The following is a 21,590-nucleotide window of genomic DNA, read 5'->3' on the forward strand; positions in this document are numbered from 1 at the left end:
TTTCAATGCAACGATCAGTCGCGGAAGTTGTTGAATTGCAAAGGCATGCCAGAATCGTAGGCACGCAGCGCTGCGATGGCTTCTTGCAGGTCGTCGCGCTTCTTGCCGGTCACCCGCACCTGCTCGCCCTGAATGGCGGCCTGGACCTTGAGCTTGGCTTCCTTGATGTGAGCGACGATTTTCTTCGCCAGCTCCTTGTCGATGCCTTCACGCAGGATGACTTCCTGCTTCATCAATTTGCCGGAGGCGTAGGCGTCCTTGATCTCGAGGCACTTCGCGTCGATCTTGCGTTTGACCAGCGCCAGCTTGAGGATTTCGATCATGGCCTCCAGCTGGAAGTCTGCTTCTGCGGTCAGCGTGACAGTCAGCTCCTTGAACTCGAACGTGCCTTTGCCTTTGAGGTCGTAGCGACGGTCCAGCTCTTTGATAGCGTTGTCGACGGCATTCGTGACTTCGTGTTTATCCAATTCGGACACTACGTCGAACGAGGGCATGTATGTTCTCCAGATAAACGGCGTGCGCACAATTCGGGCACGCATGACTTGACGGTGTGAAAGAACGCTCATTATAACGAGACTTTTCCGGCGTTCACTGTGAGCCTTCCATGCACATCCTTGTTTTCATCTTCTGCAGACCGCTTCAGCGCCATAACGTGCCGCTGTGATGGCGGTGACATGGCATGTTCTCGGTGCGGGCAGCCTGGGCAGTCTCTGGGCGACGCGACTGGCACGCGCGAATCTGCCGGTGCGGTTGATCCTTCGCAACGCGGATCGGCTGGCCGCCTATCAAGCCAATGGCAGCTGCGTGACGCTGGTCGAAAACGATATCGCCCATGCGTACCCGGTCGAAGCACAGACCGCCGACCATCGACAGCCCATCGAACGGCTGCTGGTGGCCTGCAAGGCTTACGAGGCCGAGCAGGCTGTCGCTCAACTGGCTCCGCGACTGACGGCGCAGGCCGACGTCATCCTGTTGCAGAACGGCCTGGGCAGCCAGGACGCTGTGGCGGCGCAAATCCCCCACGCGCGCTGCCTGTTCACGTCCAGCACCGAAGGCGCGTTTCTGGAGTCGGACTGGCGCGTCAGGTTCGCTGGCCATGGTTTCAACTGGCTGGGTGATGCATCCAACCCGACAGCCCCCGCGCTTGTGCAGGATTTGCACGACAGTGGCATTCCCCACGAATGGACGCCGGACATCCTGACCCGCCTGTGGCGCAAGCTGGCCCTCAACTGCGCGATCAACCCGCTGACGGTCCTGCACGACTGCCGTAATGGTGGCCTGCTCGAGCACGCCTGCGAGGTCGCCACGCTGTGCGCCGAGCTGAGCGACCTGCTGGGCCGCTGCGGCCAGCCAGCGGCTGCGCAGGAACTGCATGCGGAAGTGCTACGGGTCATCCAGGCGACCGCCGCCAACTACTCTTCCATGTATCAGGATGTGCTTCACGGGCGACGCACCGAAATCAGCTACCTGCTGGGTTACGCGTGTGCAGCCGCAGTACGTCATGGCTGCCCGGCACCGCACCTGCAGCATTTGCAGACGCGTCTGACCGCTCATCTGGCAAGCAAGGGTTTGCGTACCGACTAGCCCGCGCTACCCTGCTCGCATCACCCGTCACTGCGACTTGCCCAATGCCCTTGCGCCAACGCCTGGAAAACCTGCCCGTCGGCCAGAAACTGCTGGCCGCCCTGCTGGTCCTGATGACCACCGTACTGCTGGTCGCCAACCTGACCTTCATCAGCGCGGCCTATTACATCTCTCAGGAGGCGATGGCTCCGCAGGCCCTGCAGACCATCGGCAGGCTGATCAGCAGCGCCAACCTCAACGAGCGGGCCTTGTACTCGCCTGATGAGGCGCGCGCGCTGCTCAAGGAGCTGAGAAGCTATGGGCCGTTGCGTGCCGCAGCCCTGTATGACAACAACGGCGAGCGGCTTGAACAGATGCATCAGGGCGAAAGCCTTGAGCTGCCCAGACGCTTCAAAGACCTGGACAGCTGGCGCCTCACCGAATTTCGCAGCACGCAAGTCATCACCGTCCCCAAAGGTGGCGAGCCGCCAGGGCATCTGCTGCTGGTGGCCAGCAGCGAGCTGCCACCGGCCTTCTACACCGGCACGCTGACCGCCAGCCTGGGCATTCTGGTGTTCAGCGTGTTGCTGTGGCTGGTGGTGGCGCGGCAGATTCGCCGACTGATCACCGAGCCCATTTACCAACTGGAAGAATTGTCCCGGCAGGTGACCCGCGAAGAGAACTACGCACTGCGCGCAGAACCCGGTAACGAAGATGAAATCGGCAGTCTGGCCGAGGCGTTCAACACCATGCTGTCGCGTATCGAAGCGCGTGAACAGCAACTCAAGCGCGCGCGCGACGACTCGCAGGAAGCCTACGATCAGGCCCAGGGGCTGGCCGAGGAAACCCGCCACACCAACCGCAAGCTGGAGCTGGAAGTCCAGGTGCGCAGCAAGATTGAGAAGAAGCTCACCGGCTTTCAGAATTACCTCAACAGCATCATCGACTCGATGCCGTCGGCGATGATTGCGCTGGATGAACAGCTGTACGTCACCCAGTGGAATCAGGAAGCCACAGCATTGTCCGGCACCACACTGGACGAAGCGCTGAACCAGCCGATCTTCCTGGCCTTCGAGCCGATGCGCTCGTTTCTGCCGCAGATCAAACACACCGTCGAGCGTCACAGCGTGACCAAGATCGAGCGCGTGACCTGGATCAAGAATGACGAGCCCCGCCACTACGCTCTGACGTTCTACCCGTTGACTGGCGATGCCGGGCGCGGCGTGGTGATCCGGATCGATGACATCACCCAGCGCATATCGCTGGAAGAAATGATGGTGCAGTCGGAAAAAATGCTGTCTGTCGGCGGTCTGGCAGCAGGCATGGCGCATGAGATCAACAACCCGCTGGGCGCCATACTGCACAATGTACAGAACATACGTCGGCGGCTGTCCCCGGAACTGCCGAAGAACATCGAGCAGGCTGAGGCCGACGGCATCGATCTGGCGCAGGTCAACCATTACCTGGAAAGCCGCGAAGTGCCGAAACTGCTCGACGGTATTCAACAGGCCGGTGCCAGGGCCGCAAAAATTGTCAGCCACATGCTCAATTTCAGCCGCCTGAGCAGTCGGCAGTTATCGCCCTGTGACTTGCCGGCCTTGATCGATCAGGCCGTGGAGATCGCCAGTAACGACTTCGATCTGACCATCGGCTTCGACTTCAAGGGTCAGCACATCATCCGTCAGTTCGACCCCGAACTGGGTCCGGTGCCGTGCATTGCCAACGAGCTGGAGCAGGTGCTGCTGAACCTGCTGAAGAACGCCGCGCAGGCCATCCACCAGCGGCCGGAGAGCGAAGAGCCTGGGCGCATTACCCTGCGCACGCGTCTCAATCCGCCGTGGGCCGAGATTCAGGTGGAGGACAATGGCATCGGCATGTCGGAGAGCATCCGCAAGCGTACGTTCGAGCCGTTTTTCACCACCAAGGAAATCGGCCAGGGCACCGGGCTGGGTCTGTCGGTGTCCTACTTCATTGTCACCAACAACCACAAAGGCCAGATGGAGGTACATTCCTCTCTCGGCACAGGCACCTGCTTTACGCTGCGTCTACCGCTGGTGGCCAACCCGGTCAGCGTTCAGCAGCAGGTCATTTCAAAATCCTGATCAGGAATCGCATCAATGGGCTTTCGTTTGTCGAAGATTTACACGCGCACCGGCGATGCCGGTGAAACCGGTCTGGGCGATGGCCGTCGGGTCTCCAAGGATCATCCGCGCGTCGAGGCCATCGGTGAGGTCGACACGCTCAACAGCCAACTGGGACTGTTGCTGGCGGGGTTGATCGATGAAGCTCAGCGCGTCCCGGCGCTCAACGAAGTGATCGAGGTACTCGCACCCTGCCAGCACCGACTGTTCGATCTGGGCGGGGAACTGGCCATGCCGACCTACAAGGCGCTGAACGAAGCCGAGGTCGAGCGGCTGGAAGCCGCCATTGATGTCTGGAATGAGGAACTTGGCCCGCTGGAGAATTTCATTTTGCCAGGCGGTTCATCGCTGATCGCCCAAGCGCACATCTGCCGTAGCCTGGCGCGCAGTGCAGAACGTCGCTGTCAGCATCTGAATGCCGTCGAGCCGCTGGAAGGCGCAGGGCTGGCGTACATCAACAGGCTGTCGGACCTGCTGTTCGTCGCAGCCCGATTGATCGCCAGACGACAGGGCATTGCCGAGATCCTTTGGCAGCCCGCGGCCAAGCCGCTTTGATGGACATATCCATTAAACGGAGCAGCACAGAAGACATCCTCACGCCAGCGTCCTGGCGTTAGGTATAGGTCTTGTGGGAGTGAGCGAGGCGGGCTCACGAAGACGTCGGTCCAGACGCCCCATTTTCAGGGGTTTTACTGGCCTCTTCGCGAGCAAGCTCGCTCCCACGGCCTGCGGCCAGAATCAAGAGCAGACTTGTGTATAACGCTAGTTACTCTGCGTGGGCATGCCGTTCTGGACGCTCTGTGTCCTCTGCTGAGCGTCAGACGATCTCGTCAGGCCAGAACGCGCGAATCCCGGCCACGCCCTGTGCGCCGCTCTCCCAGGCCTGTTGACGCTCGGCAGGGCCCACTCCGCCCAACAGAAAGACCGGCTTGTTGAAGCCTGCGATCAATTGCGTTGCCTGCTGCCAGCCCAGCGGCTGTGCATCAGGGTGGGTCAGGGTTGGCTGAACGGGCGACAGGGTGACGAAATCCACGCCCATCTGCTCGGCCAGAGCCAGCTCTTCGGCGTTATGGCATGACGCCGCCAGCCAGCGGTTCTCCGGGAACGGACGGCCGCGACTGGCGTACTTGCGCAGTTGCTCCGCCGTCAGGTGCCAGCCGGCGGACGGAAAGTCGCCCAGCCACTCCAGAGGCCCTTTGAGCATGAGTTGCGCCTTGCCGGCACACAGGCCCGCCGCATCCACGGCCAGGTCGCGGTACTTCGGGTCGTAACCACCCGGCGCACGCAACTGGACCAGCTTGATGCCACCGGCGATGGCTTTCTGCATACCGCGCAACAGCTCGATAGTGTCCAGCCCGTCAGGCGTGATCAGATACTCGCCAGGCAAACGTGCCGCCGCGACGATCGGCTGATTGGCGGCTGGAAAGTCATAATTGGCCAGCTCGCGCGGGGTGGCCCAGACCAGCGGCTGCCCTTCGGCGCCATGCGCCTGGCCAGTGAAGGCCGAGACTTCCCAGACGTCCAGGAGCACCTGCTTGTCCGGATAGTCGTGGCAGACCTTGATCAGCGGACGCGCAGCCGTCACCAGGATACCCAGCTCTTCCTGCAGTTCACGTGTGAGCGCCGCCTGGACGGTCTCGCCCTCCTCGACCTTACCGCCGGGAAACTCCCAGAGGCCACCTTGATGCTGGGTATCGGCACGTCGGGCAATCAATACGCTGCCGTCAGCACCACGAATGACGGCGGCGGCCACATGCACTCGTTTCACGATCAGGACTCCTCCAGACCGGCCTGCTGCCAGCGTTTGAAGGCAGGCCATTGGTAGATGGTTTCGATGTAAGCCAGCGCTTCTGCGGGCAACTCGACACGATAGCTGCGCAGACGAATCGCCACCGGCGCGAAGAACGCATCGGCAATGCTCGGCTTGCCGAACAGAAACGGACCGCTTTCGGCCGCCGCATTGCGGCATTCGGCCCACAGCTCGACGATACGGTCGATGTCGTTCTGGGTATTGACCGGAATCACTTCCAGTGCCTGATCCTGACGCAGGTCCATCGGCATGTTCGAACGCAGGCTGACAAAACCGCTGTGCATCTGCGCGCAGGCAGAACGCGCCTGGGCACGCGCGGCGGTGTCGCTCGGCCACAGGTCAGCGTCCGGAAAACGCTCGACCAGGTATTCGCAAATGGCCAGCGAATCGATGATCGTGCCGTGCTCGCACTGCAACGCAGGGACCTTGCCGGTCGGTGAATACTTGAGAATGTTCGCGCGGGTGTCAGGCTGGTTGAGGCGGATAACCTGATCGGTGAACGGAGCACCGGTCATTTCCAGCACCAGCCAGGGACGCAGCGACCAGGAGGAGTAGCGTTTGTCGCCGATAATCAGATGCAGGCTCATGGTTCAGCTCCATTGAGCCCGGCGCGAAGACAGGATGCCGGCGCGCCGGGCATTGAATCAGGTGCGGTATTCCGCATTGATCTTCACGTACTCGTGAGAAAGATCGGTGGTCCAGATCGTTTCGCTGCAATCGCCGCGGCCCAGCTCGATACGGATAGTGATTTCTTCTTCGGCCATCACCGCCGAGCCCTGCTCTTCGGTGTAGGTCGTGGCGCGGCAGCCCTGGCTGGCGATGCATACGCCACTCAGGAATACGTCGATCTTGCTCACGTCAAGATCCGGCACACCGGCACGGCCGACCGCCGCCAGGATACGTCCCCAGTTCGGGTCGGAGGCGAACAGCGCGGTCTTGATCAGCGGCGAGTGGGCCACGGCATAACCTACGTCCAGGCATTCCTGATGATTGCCGCCACCGTTGACTTCCACGGTCACGAACTTGGTCGCACCTTCACCGTCACGCACGATGGCCTGAGCGACCTCCATGCACACGTCGAACACGGCTTTCTTCAACGCCTCGAACAACGGACCTTTGGCCTCGGTAATTTCCGGCAGGTCAGCCTGACCGGTGGCGATCAGCATGCAGCAATCGTTGGTCGAGGTGTCGCCATCGATGGTGATGCGGTTGAACGACTTGTTGGCGCCGTCACGAATCAGGTCCTGAAGCACGCTCTGCGCCACTTTGGCGTCGGTGGCGATGTAACCGAGCATGGTCGCCATGTTCGGGCGAATCATGCCTGCGCCCTTGCTGATGCCGGTCACAGTGACGGTCACGCCGTCATGGCTGAACTGACGGCTGGCGCCTTTGGGCAGGGTGTCGGTGGTCATGATCCCGGTCGCCGCAGCGGCCCAGTTATCCACAGACAGATCATCCAGCGCGGCTTGCAGGGCGCCTTCGATCTTTTCCACCGGCAACGGCTCGCCGATCACGCCCGTCGAGTAGGGCAGCACCGCCGAAGCATCGACGCCAGTCAGTTGCGCCAGCTTCTCGCAGGTACGCCGCGCCGCCACCAGACCCGGTTCGCCCGTGCCCGCATTGGCATTGCCGGTGTTGGTCAGCAGATAACGCACAGTGCCCTGGACGCGCTGTTTGGCCAGAATGACCGGCGCTGCGCAGAACGCATTCAAGGTGAAAACACCGGCAACGCTGGAGCCTTCGGCACAGCGCATGACCACAACATCCTTGCGCCCCGGGCGTTTGATGCCGGCAGAAGAAATGCCAAGTTCAAAACCGGGAACCGGGTGCAACGCAGGCAAAGGACCAAGACCAACAGCCATCGGGGTGCTCCTCATGGAGTGTGGCGCCGTCCGCATCGGTACGGCGCTCAATGAAAAAACGCCGCGACGGGCAAGCCGGTCGCGGCGCAGGTATTACACAGTCAAAGGCTTAGTTGATCTGGCCGTGACAGTGCTTGAATTTCTTGCCCGAACCACACCAGCACAGCTCGTTGCGACCCAGCTTCTGGTCGTTGCGAACCGGCTCGGATGCAACGGCAACAGGCGCTTCGCCACCCTCTTCGTCGAGCAGCGGTTGCTCGATGCCCGGGGCAGGCGCGTGTTCGAACTGCATGCGACTGGCCAGCTCTTCGGCGTCCTGACGCAGGCGTGCCTCTTCTTCCTCTGGATCTTCGCGACGAACCTGAACATGCGAGAGCACACGGATGGTGTCGCGCTTGATCGAGTCGAGCAGTTCCTGGAACAGCGTGAAGGACTCGCGCTTGTATTCCTGCTTCGGGTTCTTCTGAGCGTAGCCGCGCAGGTGGATACCGTGACGCAGGTGGTCCATGGTCGACAGGTGATCTTTCCACAGGTCGTCCAGCACGCGCAGGAGGATCTGCTTCTCGAAGGAGCGCAGCGCTTCGGCGCTGGCCTGGTCTTCCTTCTCGTTGTACGCCACCAGCAACTGCGCCATGATTTTTTCGCGCAGGCTGTCTTCGTGCAGCTTGTCGTCTTCGTCGAGCCACTGCTGGATCGGCAGTTGAACCGCGAAGTCGGTATTGAGCGCCGATTCCAGGCCTGCAACATTCCACTGCTCCGGCAGCGACTGTGGCGGAATGTGCTGGCTGATCAGGTTGTTGAGCACTTCCTCGCGGAAGTCGGCAATGGTCTCGCCAATGTTCTCGGCAGCCAACAACGTGTTACGCATGTGATAAATCACTTTACGCTGCTCGTTGGCCACGTCATCGAATTCAAGCAACTGTTTGCGGATGTCGAAGTTGCGACCTTCCACCTTGCGCTGCGCTTTTTCGATGGCGTTGGTCACCATGCGATGCTCGATGGCCTCGCCGGACTGCATACCCAGCGCCTTCATGAAGTTCTTCACCCGGTCAGAGGCAAAGATGCGCATCAGGCTGTCTTCGAGCGACAGGTAGAAACGGCTGGAGCCGGTGTCGCCCTGACGGCCGGCACGACCGCGCAGCTGGTTGTCGATACGACGCGATTCGTGACGCTCGGAAGCGATGACATGCAGGCCGCCCGCTTCGATCACCTGCTGATGGCGCTTCTGCCAGTCAGCCTTGATCTGTGCGATCTGCTCGGGAGTCGGGTCTTCCAGATTGGCGACCTCGACTTCCCAATTGCCGCCCAGCAGGATGTCGGTACCACGACCGGCCATGTTGGTGGCGATGGTCAACGCACCCGGACGACCGGCCTGCGCAATGATTTCCGCTTCCTTTTCGTGGAACTTGGCGTTCAGAACCTTGTGCTCGATGCCTTCCTTGTTGAGCAGATTGGACATGTGCTCGGAAGTTTCGATGGTCGCCGTACCGACCAGTACCGGACGGTTTTCCGCGATGCAGGCCTTGATGTCGGTGACGATGGCGGCGTACTTCTCTTCCGCCGTCAGATAGACCAGGTCGTTGAAGTCCTTACGCGCCAAAGGCTTGTTCGGCGGGATGACCATGACGGCCAGGTTGTAGATCTGGTGGAATTCGAACGCTTCGGTGTCGGCGGTACCGGTCATGCCGGACAGCTTGTTGTACAGACGGAAGTAGTTCTGGAACGTGGTCGATGCCAGAGTCTGGCTTTCAGCCTGGATGTTCAGACCTTCCTTGGCTTCGATGGCCTGGTGCAGACCTTCGGACAGACGACGGCCCGGCATGGTCCGGCCGGTGTGTTCGTCGACCAGCAGCACCTGACCGTCCGAAACGATGTATTCGACGTTGCGGTTGAACAGCTTGTGCGCACGCAGACCGGCATAGACGTGAGTCAGCAGGCCCAGGTTATGCGCCGAGTAGAGGCTCTCGCCTTCGGCCAGCAGGCCGACTTCGGTGAGCATTTCCTCGATGAACTGGTGACCGGCTTCGTTCAGTTCGACCTGACGGGTTTTCTCGTCAACGGTGAAATGACCCGGCTTGGTGACTTCGCCTTCCACTTCCTCGATATGCTGCTCGAGCTTGGGGATCAGGCGGTTGATTTCGGTGTACAGCTTGGAGCTGTCTTCAGCCTGACCGGAGATGATCAGCGGCGTACGCGCTTCGTCGATCAGAATCGAGTCGACTTCGTCGATCACGGCAAAATTGAGTTCACGCTGGAACTTGTCGTCCATGCTGAACGCCATGTTGTCGCGCAGGTAATCGAAACCGTATTCGTTGTTGGTGCCGTACGTGATATCGGCAGCGTAGGCGGCGCGCTTCTCTTCTGGCGGCTGGAATGGCGTGACGATGCCTACGGTCAGGCCGAGGAATTCGTACAGCGGACGCATCCAGTTGGCATCGCGGCGAGCGAGGTAGTCGTTCACGGTAACCACGTGAACGCCCTTGCCGGACAATGCGTTGAGGTAGACAGCCAGCGTACCGACCAGGGTTTTACCTTCACCGGTACGCATTTCCGCGATCTGACCTTCGTGCAGGGTCATGCCGCCGATCAACTGGACGTCGAAGTGGCGCATGCCCATGACGCGCTTGCCCGCTTCACGAGCGACAGCAAAGGCTTCCGGGAGCAATTGATCGAGGGTCTCGCCTTTGGCTATGCGGGCCTTGAACTCTTCGGTCTTGGCGCGCAGTTGCTCGTCCGAAAGGGCCACCATTTGCTCTTCGAAGGCATTGACGATCTGTACCGTCTTGAGCATGCGTTTTACTTCACGCTCGTTCTTGCTTCCAAAAAGTTTTTTCAACAAAGGCGCAAACATATCGACAGGATCTTCCACACATAGGAATGGAGGGCGGCCCCGTGAGTCGCCCGTGCAGCCCAGATGGCCGCATGCGAACGAGCATTCTACCCGGAAACGATGGTGAGGAAAGTGGCGTTATTCCACGATGCTGGCACAGCGCTGTGACGGGGCAGGTTTACAATGGGGCCATTTTCAAGCACTTCAACCCGTTATCCGGGGAAGTTACTCATTGATTTGCATATGAAAGCACGGAAATGCCCTGAAAAGCAGCCGTCAGAACGCTTTCTGTTAAGATGTTCATCTTGTTACCCAGGCATCCCTCCATGGCCTTTCGTCCTCTGAACGCCCGCCCGCCCGCTGTTCTGCTGCGTGAAGCCAAGCCCCTGAAGGCTATATTTCGCCACGCCGAACGCCTCAGCCATCTGCAGCGCCTGCTCGAAAGCCAGCTGCAGCCTGCGGCTCGCGAGCATTGTCGCGTGGCCTCGTGGCGCGAGGGCACCTTGTTGCTGATCGTGACGGACGGTCACTGGGCCACGCGCCTGCGCTACCAGCAGAAACGCCTGCACCGGCAAATGATGGCCTTCGACGAATTCATCAACCTGACCCGCATTGTGTTCAAGGTGCAGCCGCCTGAAGCGCCACGCGGGGCGGCCACGCACACGATCGACCTGTCGGCAGTGGCTGCCGAAAACATTCAGGCCACCGCCGAAGGCATCACCGATCCACGCCTGCGTGCCGCACTTGAACGACTGGCCAGCCATGCAAAGGACAGGAAGTAACCCTGCCTGATCGCTGCAAGGCCTCCACGAACACTGACTTCCCCTGAATAAACCCATAAAAAAAGGCCACCCGAGGGCAGCCTTTAAAGAACAAAAGGAAAGAGAGTAAAGCTTGCTTACACGGCCGCGACAGGGCGCATGTAAGAAATTGGTGCCGTACTGGCATCCTCGAAAGTCACCACTTCCCAAGCGTCTTTCTGCTCGATCAACGTGCGCAGCAGACGGTTGTTCAGTGCATGCCCCGATTTGAAACCCCGGAACTCACCTATCAGGCTGTTGCCCAGCAGGTAGAGGTCACCGATGGCGTCGAGGATTTTGTGTTTGACGAATTCGTCCTCGTAACGCAGGCCGTCTTCGTTCAGTACACCGTCCTTGTCGACCACGATGGCGTTTTCCACGCTGCCGCCGAGTGCGAGGTTGTGCTTGCGCAGGTACTCGATATCACTCATGAACCCGAAGGTCCGGGCACGGCTGACTTCCTTCACAAAGGAAGTGCTGGAAAAGTCCACGCTTGCACTCTGGGTGCGGTCACGGAAGACGGGGTGATCGAAATCGATCTCGAAACTGACCTTGAACCCTTCGAAAGGCACGAAGGTAGCGCGTTTACCGCCCTCCTCCACCGTGACTTCACGCAGGATACGGATGAATTTCTTCGGCGCGTCCTGTTCTTCCAGGCCTGCCGATTGAATCAGGAATACGAAAGGGCCTGCGCTGCCGTCCATGATAGGAACTTCGGAGGCAGAGAGCTCGACGTAGGCGTTATCGATGCCAAGGCCAGCCATGGCCGAGAGCAAGTGTTCTACCGTGTCGACTTTGACATCACCATTGACCAGAGTGGTCGACAGAGTGGTGTCACCGACGTTTTCCGCACGCGCAGGGATCTGCACGACGGGGTCAAGGTCAGCTCGGCAAAACACAATGCCGGTATTCACAGGTGCGGGCTTGAGGGTCAGGTAAACCTTCTCCCCGGAGTGCAGGCCTACACCTGTGGCACGGATAATATTTTTCAGGGTGCGTTGTTTAATCATGGCATGGGCCGCTTCAGCGCAAGTTGCGAACTGGTATCAACAAAGGCTGGCGATGATAGCAGACCATGCCTTTGCTGAACACCAATCACCCTAATACCCCTGATACATTTCATCAATCGGCCTGACGACGCAGGAAAGCCGGGATGTCCAGGTAATCAAGATCATCGTTGGGATTCATCTTCGCCGCGGCTGTAGCGCCTGCGTGTGCCTGATTGCGCATCACGGTAGGACGATCCAGGTCACGGTAGTTGACCGACGGTGCTTCCTGGCGGGACGCCTGCTGTGCAGGAGCCTGCTGGGTGGTCTGCAACGTGTTGTCGATGACCTTGACAGGTTTCTCGATTTTCGCGCCCAGGCCGGTGGCAACCACGGTCACGTGCAACTCGTCACGCATGTCCGGATCGATAACAGTACCGACCTTGACCATCGCGTGCTCGGAAGCGAACGCTTCGATGATGCTACCCACGTCCGAGTACTCACCCAGAGACAGGTCAGGACCGGCAGTGATGTTGACCAGGATGCCGCGAGCGCCCTGCAGGTTGACGTCTTCGAGCAACGGGTTGCGGATGGCCGCTTCAGTCGCTTCACGTGCACGGTTAGGACCACTGGCGCAGCCAGTGCCCATCATCGCCATGCCCATTTCGCTCATCACGGTACGCACGTCGGCGAAGTCGACGTTGATCATGCCCGGACGCTTGATGATGTCGGAGATACCGCGAACGGCACCGGCCAGTACATCGTCAGCCTTGGCGAAAGCCGACAGCAGGCTGGCGTCTTTACCGAGGATGGTCAGCAGCTTCTCGTTGGGGATGGTGATCAACGAGTCGACGCTTTCGGACAGCATGCGGATGCCTTCATCGGCGATCTGCATACGCTTGCGACCTTCGAACGGGAACGGACGGGTCACGACTGCGACCGTCAGAATGCCCATTTCCTTGGCCACTTCAGCAATGATCGGGGCTGCACCGGTACCGGTACCGCCGCCCATGCCAGTGGTGATGAAAACCATGTTGGTGCCCTGCAGAACTTCTGCAATGCGCTCACGATCTTCCAGTGCGGCCTGACGACCGACTTCAGGGTTGGCGCCAGCGCCAAGGCCCTTGGTCACGCCGGTGCCCAGTTGCAGAATGGTCCGCGCGCCGATGTTTTTCAGCGCTTGAGCATCAGTGTTGGCGCAGATGAATTCCACGCCTTCGATGTTGCTCTTGACCATGTGATTGACAGCGTTGCCGCCACCACCGCCTACGCCGATAACCTTGATAACCGGGCTTTGCGGGACGTTGTCTACGAGTTCGAACATTTTCTCTCTCCTTCCGCTTTCTAGTTAGTTTTGCCTACTGCCTGCCGATATTGCTGGTGAAGCCCTGAATCTGAAGCTGTGAAACCGTTGAACGTTGAAACCTAGAAATTGCCCTGCACCCAACGCTTGATACGCTCAAGCACCGGTGCCTTGGTTTCGTCGCTGTAACTGCTGTTGCCGACAATCCCGGACAGCGAAATGCCATCCGATTGTTTTTGCAGCCCGTACATCAACAGGCCTACGCCGGTTGAGTAGATCGGGTTGCGCACGACATCAGCGAGCCCTTTGACGCTGTGCGGTACGCCCAGGCGGACCGGCATGTGGAAGATTTCCTCGGCCAGTTCGACCGCACCTTCCATTTTCGCTGTGCCCCCGGTCAGCACGATGCCGGCCGGGATCAGATCTTCGTAGCCGCTGCGGCGCAGTTCGGCCTGGATCAGGGTGAACAGCTCGTCGTAACGAGGCTCTACCACTTCGGCCAGGGCCTGACGCGACAGCTCGCGAGGTGGACGGTCGCCCACGCTCGGCACTTTGATGGTTTCGCCTGCACCGGCCAGCTTGGCCAGCGCACAGGCATAACGAATCTTGATTTCTTCGGCGTACTGGGTCGGAGTGCGCAACGCCATGGCGATGTCGTTGGTCACCTGGTCACCCGCAATCGGGATGACCGCCGTGTGGCGAATGGCGCCCTCGGTGAAGATCGCGATGTCGGTGGTGCCGCCACCGATGTCCACCAGGCACACACCCAGTTCTTTCTCGTCATCGGTCAGCACGGAATACGCCGAGGCCAGCTGCTCGAGGATGATGTCGTCGACTTCCAGACCGCAGCGACGCACGCACTTCTCGATGTTCTGCGCCGCGTTCACTGCACAGGTCACCACGTGGACCTTGGCTTCCAGACGTACGCCGGACATGCCCAGGGGCTCACGCACGCCTTCCTGGTTATCGATCACGTAATCCTGAGGCAGGGTGTGCAACACGCGCTGGTCGGCAGGAATGGCCACCGCCTGAGCAGCATCGAGCACACGCTCCAGGTCCGCAGAGCTGACTTCGCGATCACGAATCGCCACGATGCCGTGCGAGTTCAGGCTGCGAATGTGGCTGCCTGCAACGCCCACGAATGCCGAGTGGATACGGCAGCCGGCCATCAGCTGAGCTTCTTCGATTGCGCGCTGGATCGACTGCACGGTCGATTCGATATTCACCACCACGCCCTTTTTCAGGCCGCGGGAGGGATGGGTACCGATACCCACGATTTCCAGCAAGCCATCGGCCGCGACTTCGCCTACCAGTGCCACCACCTTGGAGGTACCGATATCCAGCCCGACGATCATTTTGCCGCTTTGCACATTTGCCATGGTCCTGCCTCTTATCAATTCTTCGCGACGGCGGGTTTTTCCGTCGCCGGCGCTGCCTGTTCGCGCCAACCGACCGCAAGGCCGTTGGAGTAACGCAAGTCGACGCGCGCGATATTCGTTATTTGGTCTTTCAGCGTTTTGTCGTAAATCGCGATGAAGCGGCGCATTTTTTCGACAAGGTGGTCGCGTCCAAGCAACAATTCGATACCCGGGCCAGCACTACCGGCACCTGTCGTCAGGAACCAGCTGCCACGCTCGCGCAGTTCCAGGCGCACGATGGAGAAGCCCAGCGGGCGCAACATCTGACTCAACACCTGATACTGCTGCATCACCTGCTGTTGGGCCCGCTGCGGGCCGAACAACTGGGGAAGATGTTCGTAATTGGACAGTTCACGCGGTGTGAAAGCCTGCCCCTGGTTATTCAGCAGCGCTTCATCGCCCCAACGGGCAACCGGCAACTGCTCTTCAAGACGAATCACTACCTGATCCGGCCATACACGACGGACCTCGGCGTGCGCGATCCATGGCATCTGCTCAAGCTCGGTGCGCATGGCCGCCAGATCGATCTTGAAAAAGCTCGACGCCACATAAGGCGCAATCCGCTGCTGCACAGCCTGCTGGCTGATGTAACTCAAATCGCCCTGCACGTTGATGCGGGTGATCGGGCGGTCGGCGTACGGCAGCAGACGCTGTGCCGCCTCATAAGTACCGAAGCCCAGAACCACCAACAGCACAGGCCAGAGCAGACGCTTCAGAAAACTGAAGTTGGCCTTGGGCAGGCGCGCCGACAAGGGCTCCTTGGCCACCATACGGCTGGCGCCGCGCGGCACCGGCTTGTTGCGGCCGGGTGCAGGTGGCTGAGGACGTGTCGACGGGCCGTACATGCCTTAACCCCTCGCCTGAACGCTGTCGGCCAGAATCGCCAACACCAGTTGTTGAAAATCCAGACCTGCCGCACGGGCCGCCATAGGCACCAGACTGTGATCGGTCATGCCCGGTACAGTATTGACTTCCAGTAACCAGAACTTGCCTTGTGCGTCCTGCATGACATCCGTGCGCGCCCACCCTGCAATGCCGATGGCTTCGCAAGCACGTGCTGCAAGTTGTTTGAGTTCCTGTTCCTGCGCATCGCCAAGTCCGCACGGAATCCGATACTGGGTATCGGACGCCAGGTACTTGGCATCGTAATCATAAAAACTGTGAGGAGTGCCCAGGCCGATGGGAGGCAACACCTGGCCACGCAGAGACGCCACAGTGAACTCAGGTCCCTGAATCCATTGTTCGACTAATACTTGCGAATCGTAGGTACTGGCGGCTTTCCAGGCGGCGATCAATTCATCGACGCTGTTCACCTTTGCCATACCGATACTTGAACCTTCATGGGCCGGTTTGACGATCAAAGGCAAGCCCAGTTCCGTCGCCGCGCAAATACAATCACTCTCGTTTTCAAGAACGGCATGCGCCGGTGTAGCAAGGCCGAGACTCTGCCAGACCTGCTTGGTGCGCAACTTGTCCATCGCCAGCGCAGAAGCCAGTACGCCACTGCCGGTATAAGGGATTTCCAGGCATTCCAGCAGGCCTTGCATGGTGCCGTCTTCACCGCCGCGTCCGTGCAGAACAATAAAGGCACGGTCGATTTTCTCGCTGACCAGTCGCTGCAGGAAGTCATCGCCCACATCGATGCCGAACGCATCCACACCAGCCTCGAGCAACGCGCCGAGCACGGCATTACCCGAGTTCAGCGAGACCGCACGCTCGGCACTCTTGCCACCGAAGAGCACGGCGACACGGCCGAAGCTTTTCGGCTCGAGTGTCGAGCGCAGGGACGACTGGGCAACGGCTGTCATTTCAGCTTCCCTTCGGTGGAGGCCACTTTGGCACCGGCGAACAGCGGGCTCTTGAGTAACTGCGGTGCGAGACCAGCGATGTCACCGGCGCCCTGACACAACAGGATGTCGCCGGCACGCAGCAACGGCTTGACCAGCGGCGCCAGCTCTACACCGCGTTCGATGTAGATCGGGTCCAGCTGGCCGCGCTGACGAATGCTGTGGCACAGGTTGCGGCTGTCCGCACCGGGAACAGGCTCTTCACCGGCCGGGTAGACTTCCATCAACAACAGAACATTGGCTTCGGCCAGGACCTGCACGAAGTCGTCGTACAGGTCACGGGTGCGGCTGAAACGGTGTGGCTGGTAAACCATTACCAGACGACGATCAGGCCAGCCGCCACGCACAGCGTTAATCACGGCTGCGACTTCGCGCGGGTGGTGACCGTAGTCATCGACCAGCATCACGTGACCACCGTCGACCGGCAGCTCGCCGTAAACCTGGAAGCGCCGACCGACGCCCTGGAACCCGGAAAGGCCCTGAACGATGGCCTCGTCGCTGACACCCTCATCAGTGGCGATGGCAATGGTCGCCAGCGAGTTGAGTACGTTGTGATTGCCGGGCATGTTCACCGACACATCCAGCGGCTCGCGGTCGCGGCGCAGTACGGTGAAGAAGGTCAGCATGCCGTCCTGACGCACATTGATTGCGCGTATATCGGCAGACTCGCTGAAGCCGTAGGTCAGCGTCGGACGCTTGACCAGCGGCAGAATCTCACGCACCACCGGGTCGTCGATGCACATGACTGCCAGCCCGTAGAACGGCAGGTTGTGCAGGAACTCGACGAAGGTCTTCTTCAGTTTGTTGAAGTCGCCTTCGTAGGTCGCCATGTGATCGGCGTCGATATTGGTGACCACTGCGACCAGAGGCTGCAGGTGCAGGAAGCTGGCGTCGCTTTCATCGGCTTCGGCGATCAGGTAGCGGCTGGTGCCCAACTGCGCATTGGTGCCTGCCGCATTGAGACGGCCGCCAATCACGAAGGTCGGGTCCAGGCCGCCGGCAGCGAATACCGAAGCGATCAGGCTGGTGGTGGTGGTCTTGCCATGCGTACCGGCAACGGCGATGCCGTGGCGATAACGCATCAGCTCGGCGAGCATCTCGGCACGCGGTACGACCGGAATGCGGCGCTCCAGGGCAGTGGCCACTTCCGGGTTGGAGGTGTTGACGGCACTGGACACTACCAGCACGTCGGCACCGATGGTGTTCTCGGCACGATGGCCGATGAAAATCTGTGCGCCGAACGATTCCAGGCGTTCGGTCACGGCCGAGCCCTTCAGGTCGGAGCCCGAGACTTCGTAGCCCAGGTTCAACAACACCTCGGCGATCCCGCACATGCCTACGCCGCCGATACCGACGAAGTGGATACGACGGATACGGCGCATTTCAGGTTGTGGCATGGCGCGTTGATTCTCAACCATGGGCCACCTCCACGCAGACGTTGACGACGGTGCGGGTTGCATCAGGCTTGGCCAGGCTGCGTGCAGTGCGGGCCATGCTGTTCAATTGTTCGGGTTGCATCAAAACCTCTTTCAGGCGTGCTGCCATCTCGGCGGCGCCAGTTGTCGCTTGCGGCATGACGAAGGCTGCGCCTTCGCGAGCCAGATAGTCAGCGTTACGTGACTGATGGTCATCAATCGCGTGGGGCAGCGGTATCAGCAACGACGGCAGGCCGGCGGCGGCCAGTTCGCTGATGGTCAATGCGCCTGCGCGGCAGACCACCAGATCGGCCCAGCCATAGGCTTGGGCCATGTTCTGGATGAACGGCGCAACCTGCGCCTCGACGCCCACGTTGCGATAGCGCTCGGCGGTGACTGCGTCATGATTCTTGCCCGACTGATGAAAGACTTCGGGCTGGATGTCCTGAGGCAGCTGAGATAGCGCCTCGGGCAGTAATTTGTTCAACGGCTCCGCGCCCAGGCTGCCGCCCAGTACCAGCAGACGAGCCTTGCGTCCGGCCAGTGCCTGACGCGGTGTTTCCAGAAACAGCTCGACACGCACCGGGTTGCCGGTGGTGCGACGCTTGGACGAATCCGCAAAAGTGTTCGGGAACGCTTCGCACACCCGGCTGGCGAACGACGCCAGACTGCGGTTGGCGGTACCGGCCACGGCGTTCTGCTCGTGAATGATCAACGGTACGCCAGCCAGCTTCGCCGCCAGACCGCCGGGGCCGGTGACATAGCCACCAAAGCCGACCACACAGACCGGTTTCACCTGACGCACGACCTTGCGTGCCTGCATCAGGGCCTTGAGCAACATCAAAGGCGCCTTGAGCAGCGACAAGCGGCCCTTGCCACGCAGACCGGTGACGTTGATCAGGTGCAGCGTCAGACCGGCTTGCGGTACCAGTTCGTTTTCGATACCGCGCGGCGTGCCCAGCCAATGGACCTTGTAGCCGCGTGCCTGAAACTCGCGGGCACAGGCCAGCGCCGGGAATACATGCCCGCCGGTCCCGCCCGCCATGATCAGCACATTAGCGTCCATGGGGCGTCTCCTCGGCGAAGTCGCTTTCCTTGAACTCGGCTTCTTCACTGCCCATGTTGTTGCGCGATTCCCACTCGATGCGCAGCAGCAGCCCGAGGCTCGCGCAGCAGATCACCAACGAGCTGCCACCGTAGCTGAGGAACGGCAGGGTCAGGCCCTTGGTGGGCAGCAAGCCGACGTTCACACCGATGTTGATCAGGAACTGACCGATCCACAGGAACGACAGACCGTAGGCAACGTAGGCACCGAAGAACTGCTTGGCGCGCTCGGCCCACATGCCGATGTACATGCCGCGAATACTGACGAACAGGAACAGCGCGACGGTGATCAGCGAACCCACGACGCCCAGCTCTTCTGCAAGGACCGAGAACACGAAGTCGGTGTGCGCTTCCGGCAGATAGAACTGCTTCTGCACGCTGTTGCCCAGCCCGACGCCGAACCACTCGCCGCGACCAAAGGCGATCAGCGCCTGGGTCAATTGATAGCCTGAACCGAACTGGTCGGCCCACGGGTCGGTAAAGTTGGTCAGACGCGCCATCCGGTAAGGTTGGGCCTGAACCAGCACCACCACAGAAGCGACCGCCAGTACCACCATCAGCGAGAAGCGGAACAGGCCGACCCCGCCAAGAAACAGCATGGCCGCCGCCGCGCCCATCATGACCACGGTGGCACCGAAGTCAGGCTCCATGAGCAGCAGACCGGCCATCGGCAGCAGCACGATGAACGGCTTGAAAAAGCCCATCCAGCTTTCGCGAACTTCCTGCTGCTGACGGATCAGGTAGCCGGCAAGGAAGATCACTACAAACACCTTGGCGATCTCCGACGGCTGCACGTTGAACGCGCCGAAGCCGATCCAGCGCATCGAACCGTTCACCTCGCGCCCGATTCCCGGCACCAGTACCAGCAGCAACAGGCCGAACGCACCGAGCAGCATCATCCAGCCCAGGCGCTGCCAGGTGGCCACCGGAATCATCATGGTCACGCCGCAGGCACCCAGGCCGATCAGCAGATAAACCAGGTGACGGGTCATCATGTACAGCGTGTTGCCCGACTGCACCGCGGCCACTTCCGAAGAAGCCGAGGTAATCATTACCAGGCCAAGGCCGAGCAGCGCCAGGCAGCCGACCAGCATCGGGAAATCGAGGTCGATGCCGCGCCCGCTGATCAGTGGCGATGGATAAGGCTTGATCACACCGAAGATCATGACAAGCACTCCACTGCCTGCGCGAACACACGTCCGCGCTCTTCATAATTCTTGAACATGTCCAGACTGGCGCATGCAGGAGAAAGCAATACGGCATCGCCACGCTGCGCCAGTTTGGCGCTGTGCTCGACAGCCGCCTGGACGGTATCGACACGCAGCAGCGGGACGGCGTCGCCCAATGCCTGGGCAATCAGTTCGGCATCGCGACCGAGCAAGACCGCCGCGCGGCAATGCCTGGCGACTGGCGCACGCAAACCGCTGAAATCGGCGCCTTTGCCATCGCCGCCGGCGATCAGCACCAGCTTGCCATCGATATCCGAGCCCAGCCCTTCGATGGCAGCCAGTGCGGCACCGACATTGGTGGCTTTGGAGTCGTTGTAGTAATGAACGCCATCGTGCTCGCGCAGCCACTGGCAGCGATGCTCCAGGCCGGTGAATTCACGCAGGCTGGCGAGCATGGCGTCGAACGGCAGGCCGACCGCATGCCCGAGCGCCAGGGCGGCAAGCGCGTTAGCCTGATTGTGCGCACCGCGCACTTTCAGCTCACGCACCGGCATGAGGTTTTCAAACTGGAACGCCAGGTACTTTTCGCCGCTCTCTTCACGCAGGCCGAAACCATGGAAGTCGGGCTTGTTGAGGCCGAATGTCCAGCACGGCAGGCCTTCGCCAATCAGCGGACGGGACAGCGCATCCTGACGATTGACCACCACTTGCCGCGCGCCACGGAAAATCCGGTGCTTGGCCAGGTGGTAGGCAGGCAAGCCGGTGTAGCGGTCCATGTGGTCTTCGCTGATATTCAGCACGGTCGCCACTTCAGCATTGAGCTGGTCGGTGGTTTCGAGCTGAAAGCTGGAAAGCTCCATCACGTAAAGCTCGACATCGTCGCTGAGCAGGTCCAGCGCCGGAGTGCCAAGATTGCCGCCCGCTGCCACACGCTTTCCAGCGGCAGCGGCCATCTCGCCGACCAGCGTGGTCACGGTGCTTTTTGCATTCGAGCCGGTAATGGCAATCACCGGCGCCTTCGCGTAACGCGCGAACAGTTCGATGTCACCCGACAGTTTGACGCCGCGTGCGTGCGCCTGCTGCAGGGCCGGGGTGGCCAGGGCCAGACCGGGGCTGACATACAGCTCATCGGCACGGCAGAGGAAATCCACGTCCAGCTCGCCACAACGCACTTCCACCTGCGGATAGTCGCGACGCAAGGTCGCCAGCTCAGGAGGATTCTCCCGCGTGTCGGCCACGGCAAAGGACACGCCCTGGTTCGCCAGGAAGCGAACCAGGGACATGCCGCTTTTGCCTAGACCCACGACAATGCGGAAGCGGTCGGAAACGATCAGGGACACTC

At 60.5% G+C, this 21,590-nt stretch carries 18 protein-coding genes; 4 read left to right on the forward strand and 14 right to left on the reverse strand.

Annotated features, from left to right (window positions below; translation table 11 throughout):
- Positions 1-14 precede the first annotated feature (14 nt).
- Positions 15-494, reverse strand: coding sequence for a YajQ family cyclic di-GMP-binding protein (locus tag KBY08_RS05930; RefSeq protein ID WP_003304827.1), 480 nt, complete (start codon positions 492-494; stop codon positions 15-17).
- 169 nt (positions 495-663) lie between these two features.
- On the opposite strand from KBY08_RS05930, the gene KBY08_RS05935 reads away from it, so the two are divergent.
- The 3 genes from KBY08_RS05935 to KBY08_RS05945 are packed head-to-tail and all read left to right on the forward strand — an operon-like array spanning position 664 to position 4,259.
- Positions 664-1,584, forward strand: a complete 921-nt coding sequence (locus KBY08_RS05935; RefSeq protein WP_111522096.1) for a putative 2-dehydropantoate 2-reductase — start codon at positions 664-666, stop codon at positions 1,582-1,584.
- A gap of 44 nt (positions 1,585-1,628) precedes the next feature.
- Entirely contained in the window at positions 1,629-3,665 is a 2,037-nt protein-coding gene (locus tag KBY08_RS05940; protein WP_111522097.1) for a sensor histidine kinase, read from the forward strand.
- A gap of 15 nt (positions 3,666-3,680) precedes the next feature.
- Positions 3,681-4,259 carry a cob(I)yrinic acid a,c-diamide adenosyltransferase gene (locus tag KBY08_RS05945; RefSeq protein WP_024638345.1) on the forward strand — a complete coding sequence of 193 codons (579 nt, stop codon included), beginning with the start codon at positions 3,681-3,683 and terminating at the stop codon, positions 4,257-4,259.
- 262 nt (positions 4,260-4,521) lie between these two features.
- Here KBY08_RS05945 and KBY08_RS05950 read toward each other — a convergent pair whose 3' ends face one another.
- From KBY08_RS05950 to secA, 4 genes are all read right to left on the reverse strand, one after another.
- A complete protein-coding gene (locus KBY08_RS05950) occupies positions 4,522-5,472 on the reverse strand; it encodes a Nudix family hydrolase (RefSeq protein WP_032654356.1) in 951 nt (316 codons plus the stop codon).
- A gap of 2 nt (positions 5,473-5,474) precedes the next feature.
- Positions 5,475-6,101, reverse strand: a complete 627-nt coding sequence (locus KBY08_RS05955; protein WP_225651090.1) for a glutathione S-transferase family protein — start codon at positions 6,099-6,101, stop codon at positions 5,475-5,477.
- 57 nt (positions 6,102-6,158) lie between these two features.
- The gene (gene argJ, locus KBY08_RS05960) at positions 6,159-7,376 is read right to left on the reverse strand and encodes a bifunctional glutamate N-acetyltransferase/amino-acid acetyltransferase ArgJ (protein ID WP_111522098.1); all 1,218 of its coding nucleotides are present in this window, start codon (positions 7,374-7,376) and stop codon (positions 6,159-6,161) included.
- Between the two features lie 109 nt (positions 7,377-7,485).
- Positions 7,486-10,227, reverse strand: a complete 2,742-nt coding sequence (gene secA / locus KBY08_RS05965; protein WP_053275758.1) for a preprotein translocase subunit SecA — start codon at positions 10,225-10,227, stop codon at positions 7,486-7,488.
- Positions 10,228-10,532: 305 nt separating this feature from the next.
- Between secA and KBY08_RS05970 the strand changes: the two genes are divergently transcribed.
- Complete coding sequence (locus KBY08_RS05970; RefSeq protein ID WP_003313540.1) at positions 10,533-10,988, forward strand: DUF721 domain-containing protein; 456 nt, start codon at positions 10,533-10,535, stop codon at positions 10,986-10,988.
- Between the two features lie 116 nt (positions 10,989-11,104).
- Here the strand turns inward: KBY08_RS05970 and lpxC are convergent, their stop codons facing one another.
- The 9 genes from lpxC to murD form a co-directional block, all read right to left on the reverse strand.
- Complete coding sequence (gene lpxC, locus KBY08_RS05975; protein WP_002555040.1) at positions 11,105-12,016, reverse strand: UDP-3-O-acyl-N-acetylglucosamine deacetylase; 912 nt, start codon at positions 12,014-12,016, stop codon at positions 11,105-11,107.
- 112 nt (positions 12,017-12,128) lie between these two features.
- Entirely contained in the window at positions 12,129-13,316 is a 1,188-nt protein-coding gene (ftsZ, locus tag KBY08_RS05980; RefSeq protein ID WP_002555041.1) for a cell division protein FtsZ, read from the reverse strand.
- 101 nt (positions 13,317-13,417) lie between these two features.
- Complete coding sequence (gene ftsA / locus KBY08_RS05985) at positions 13,418-14,674, reverse strand: cell division protein FtsA (RefSeq protein ID WP_111522099.1); 1,257 nt, start codon at positions 14,672-14,674, stop codon at positions 13,418-13,420.
- 14 nt (positions 14,675-14,688) lie between these two features.
- The gene (locus KBY08_RS05990) at positions 14,689-15,558 is read right to left on the reverse strand and encodes a cell division protein FtsQ/DivIB (protein ID WP_003395370.1); all 870 of its coding nucleotides are present in this window, start codon (positions 15,556-15,558) and stop codon (positions 14,689-14,691) included.
- Positions 15,559-15,561: 3 nt separating this feature from the next.
- A complete protein-coding gene (locus KBY08_RS05995) occupies positions 15,562-16,521 on the reverse strand; it encodes a D-alanine--D-alanine ligase (RefSeq protein WP_003406011.1) in 960 nt (319 codons plus the stop codon).
- Positions 16,518-17,978, reverse strand: a complete 1,461-nt coding sequence (gene murC, locus KBY08_RS06000; protein ID WP_058398861.1) for a UDP-N-acetylmuramate--L-alanine ligase — start codon at positions 17,976-17,978, stop codon at positions 16,518-16,520. Before murC ends, KBY08_RS05995 begins: the two co-directional genes overlap by 4 nt.
- Complete coding sequence (gene murG, locus KBY08_RS06005) at positions 17,971-19,041, reverse strand: undecaprenyldiphospho-muramoylpentapeptide beta-N-acetylglucosaminyltransferase (protein ID WP_003406015.1); 1,071 nt, start codon at positions 19,039-19,041, stop codon at positions 17,971-17,973. Before murG ends, murC begins: the two co-directional genes overlap by 8 nt.
- Positions 19,031-20,245, reverse strand: coding sequence for a putative lipid II flippase FtsW (ftsW, locus tag KBY08_RS06010; protein WP_003406017.1), 1,215 nt, complete (start codon positions 20,243-20,245; stop codon positions 19,031-19,033). The genes murG and ftsW overlap by 11 nt, the downstream gene beginning before the upstream one ends.
- The gene (gene murD, locus KBY08_RS06015; RefSeq protein WP_111522100.1) at positions 20,242-21,588 is read right to left on the reverse strand and encodes a UDP-N-acetylmuramoyl-L-alanine--D-glutamate ligase; all 1,347 of its coding nucleotides are present in this window, start codon (positions 21,586-21,588) and stop codon (positions 20,242-20,244) included. Before murD ends, ftsW begins: the two co-directional genes overlap by 4 nt.
- Positions 21,589-21,590: the final 2 nt, after the last annotated feature.

The sequence above is a fragment of the Pseudomonas sp. P135 genome (genome assembly GCF_020312125.1).
Classification (GTDB): domain Bacteria; phylum Pseudomonadota; class Gammaproteobacteria; order Pseudomonadales; family Pseudomonadaceae; genus Aquipseudomonas; species Aquipseudomonas fragariae.

Excerpts from the sequence above, each read along its gene's own strand:
- murG (WP_003406015.1), bottom strand. The coding sequence starts at position 19,041 with ATGGACGCTAATGTGCTGATCATGGCGGGCGGGACCGGCGGGCATGTA.
- KBY08_RS05945 (WP_024638345.1), top strand. The coding sequence starts at position 3,681 with ATGGGCTTTCGTTTGTCGAAGATTTACACGCGCACCGGCGATGCCGGT.
- KBY08_RS05970 (WP_003313540.1), top strand. The coding sequence starts at position 10,533 with ATGGCCTTTCGTCCTCTGAACGCCCGCCCGCCCGCTGTTCTGCTGCGT.
- argJ (WP_111522098.1), bottom strand. The coding sequence starts at position 7,376 with ATGGCTGTTGGTCTTGGTCCTTTGCCTGCGTTGCACCCGGTTCCCGGT.
- KBY08_RS05955 (WP_225651090.1), bottom strand. The coding sequence starts at position 6,101 with ATGAGCCTGCATCTGATTATCGGCGACAAACGCTACTCCTCCTGGTCG.
- secA (WP_053275758.1), bottom strand. The coding sequence starts at position 10,227 with ATGTTTGCGCCTTTGTTGAAAAAACTTTTTGGAAGCAAGAACGAGCGT.
- KBY08_RS05930 (WP_003304827.1), bottom strand. The coding sequence starts at position 494 with ATGCCCTCGTTCGACGTAGTGTCCGAATTGGATAAACACGAAGTCACG.
- lpxC (WP_002555040.1), bottom strand. The coding sequence starts at position 12,016 with ATGATTAAACAACGCACCCTGAAAAATATTATCCGTGCCACAGGTGTA.
- ftsZ (WP_002555041.1), bottom strand. The coding sequence starts at position 13,316 with ATGTTCGAACTCGTAGACAACGTCCCGCAAAGCCCGGTTATCAAGGTT.
- KBY08_RS05990 (WP_003395370.1), bottom strand. The coding sequence starts at position 15,558 with ATGTACGGCCCGTCGACACGTCCTCAGCCACCTGCACCCGGCCGCAAC.
- murC (WP_058398861.1), bottom strand. The coding sequence starts at position 17,978 with ATGGTTGAGAATCAACGCGCCATGCCACAACCTGAAATGCGCCGTATC.
- ftsA (WP_111522099.1), bottom strand. The coding sequence starts at position 14,674 with ATGGCAAATGTGCAAAGCGGCAAAATGATCGTCGGGCTGGATATCGGT.
- KBY08_RS05995 (WP_003406011.1), bottom strand. The coding sequence starts at position 16,521 with ATGACAGCCGTTGCCCAGTCGTCCCTGCGCTCGACACTCGAGCCGAAA.
- ftsW (WP_003406017.1), bottom strand. The coding sequence starts at position 20,245 with ATGATCTTCGGTGTGATCAAGCCTTATCCATCGCCACTGATCAGCGGG.
- KBY08_RS05935 (WP_111522096.1), top strand. The coding sequence starts at position 664 with ATGGCGGTGACATGGCATGTTCTCGGTGCGGGCAGCCTGGGCAGTCTC.
- KBY08_RS05940 (WP_111522097.1), top strand. The coding sequence starts at position 1,629 with ATGCCCTTGCGCCAACGCCTGGAAAACCTGCCCGTCGGCCAGAAACTG.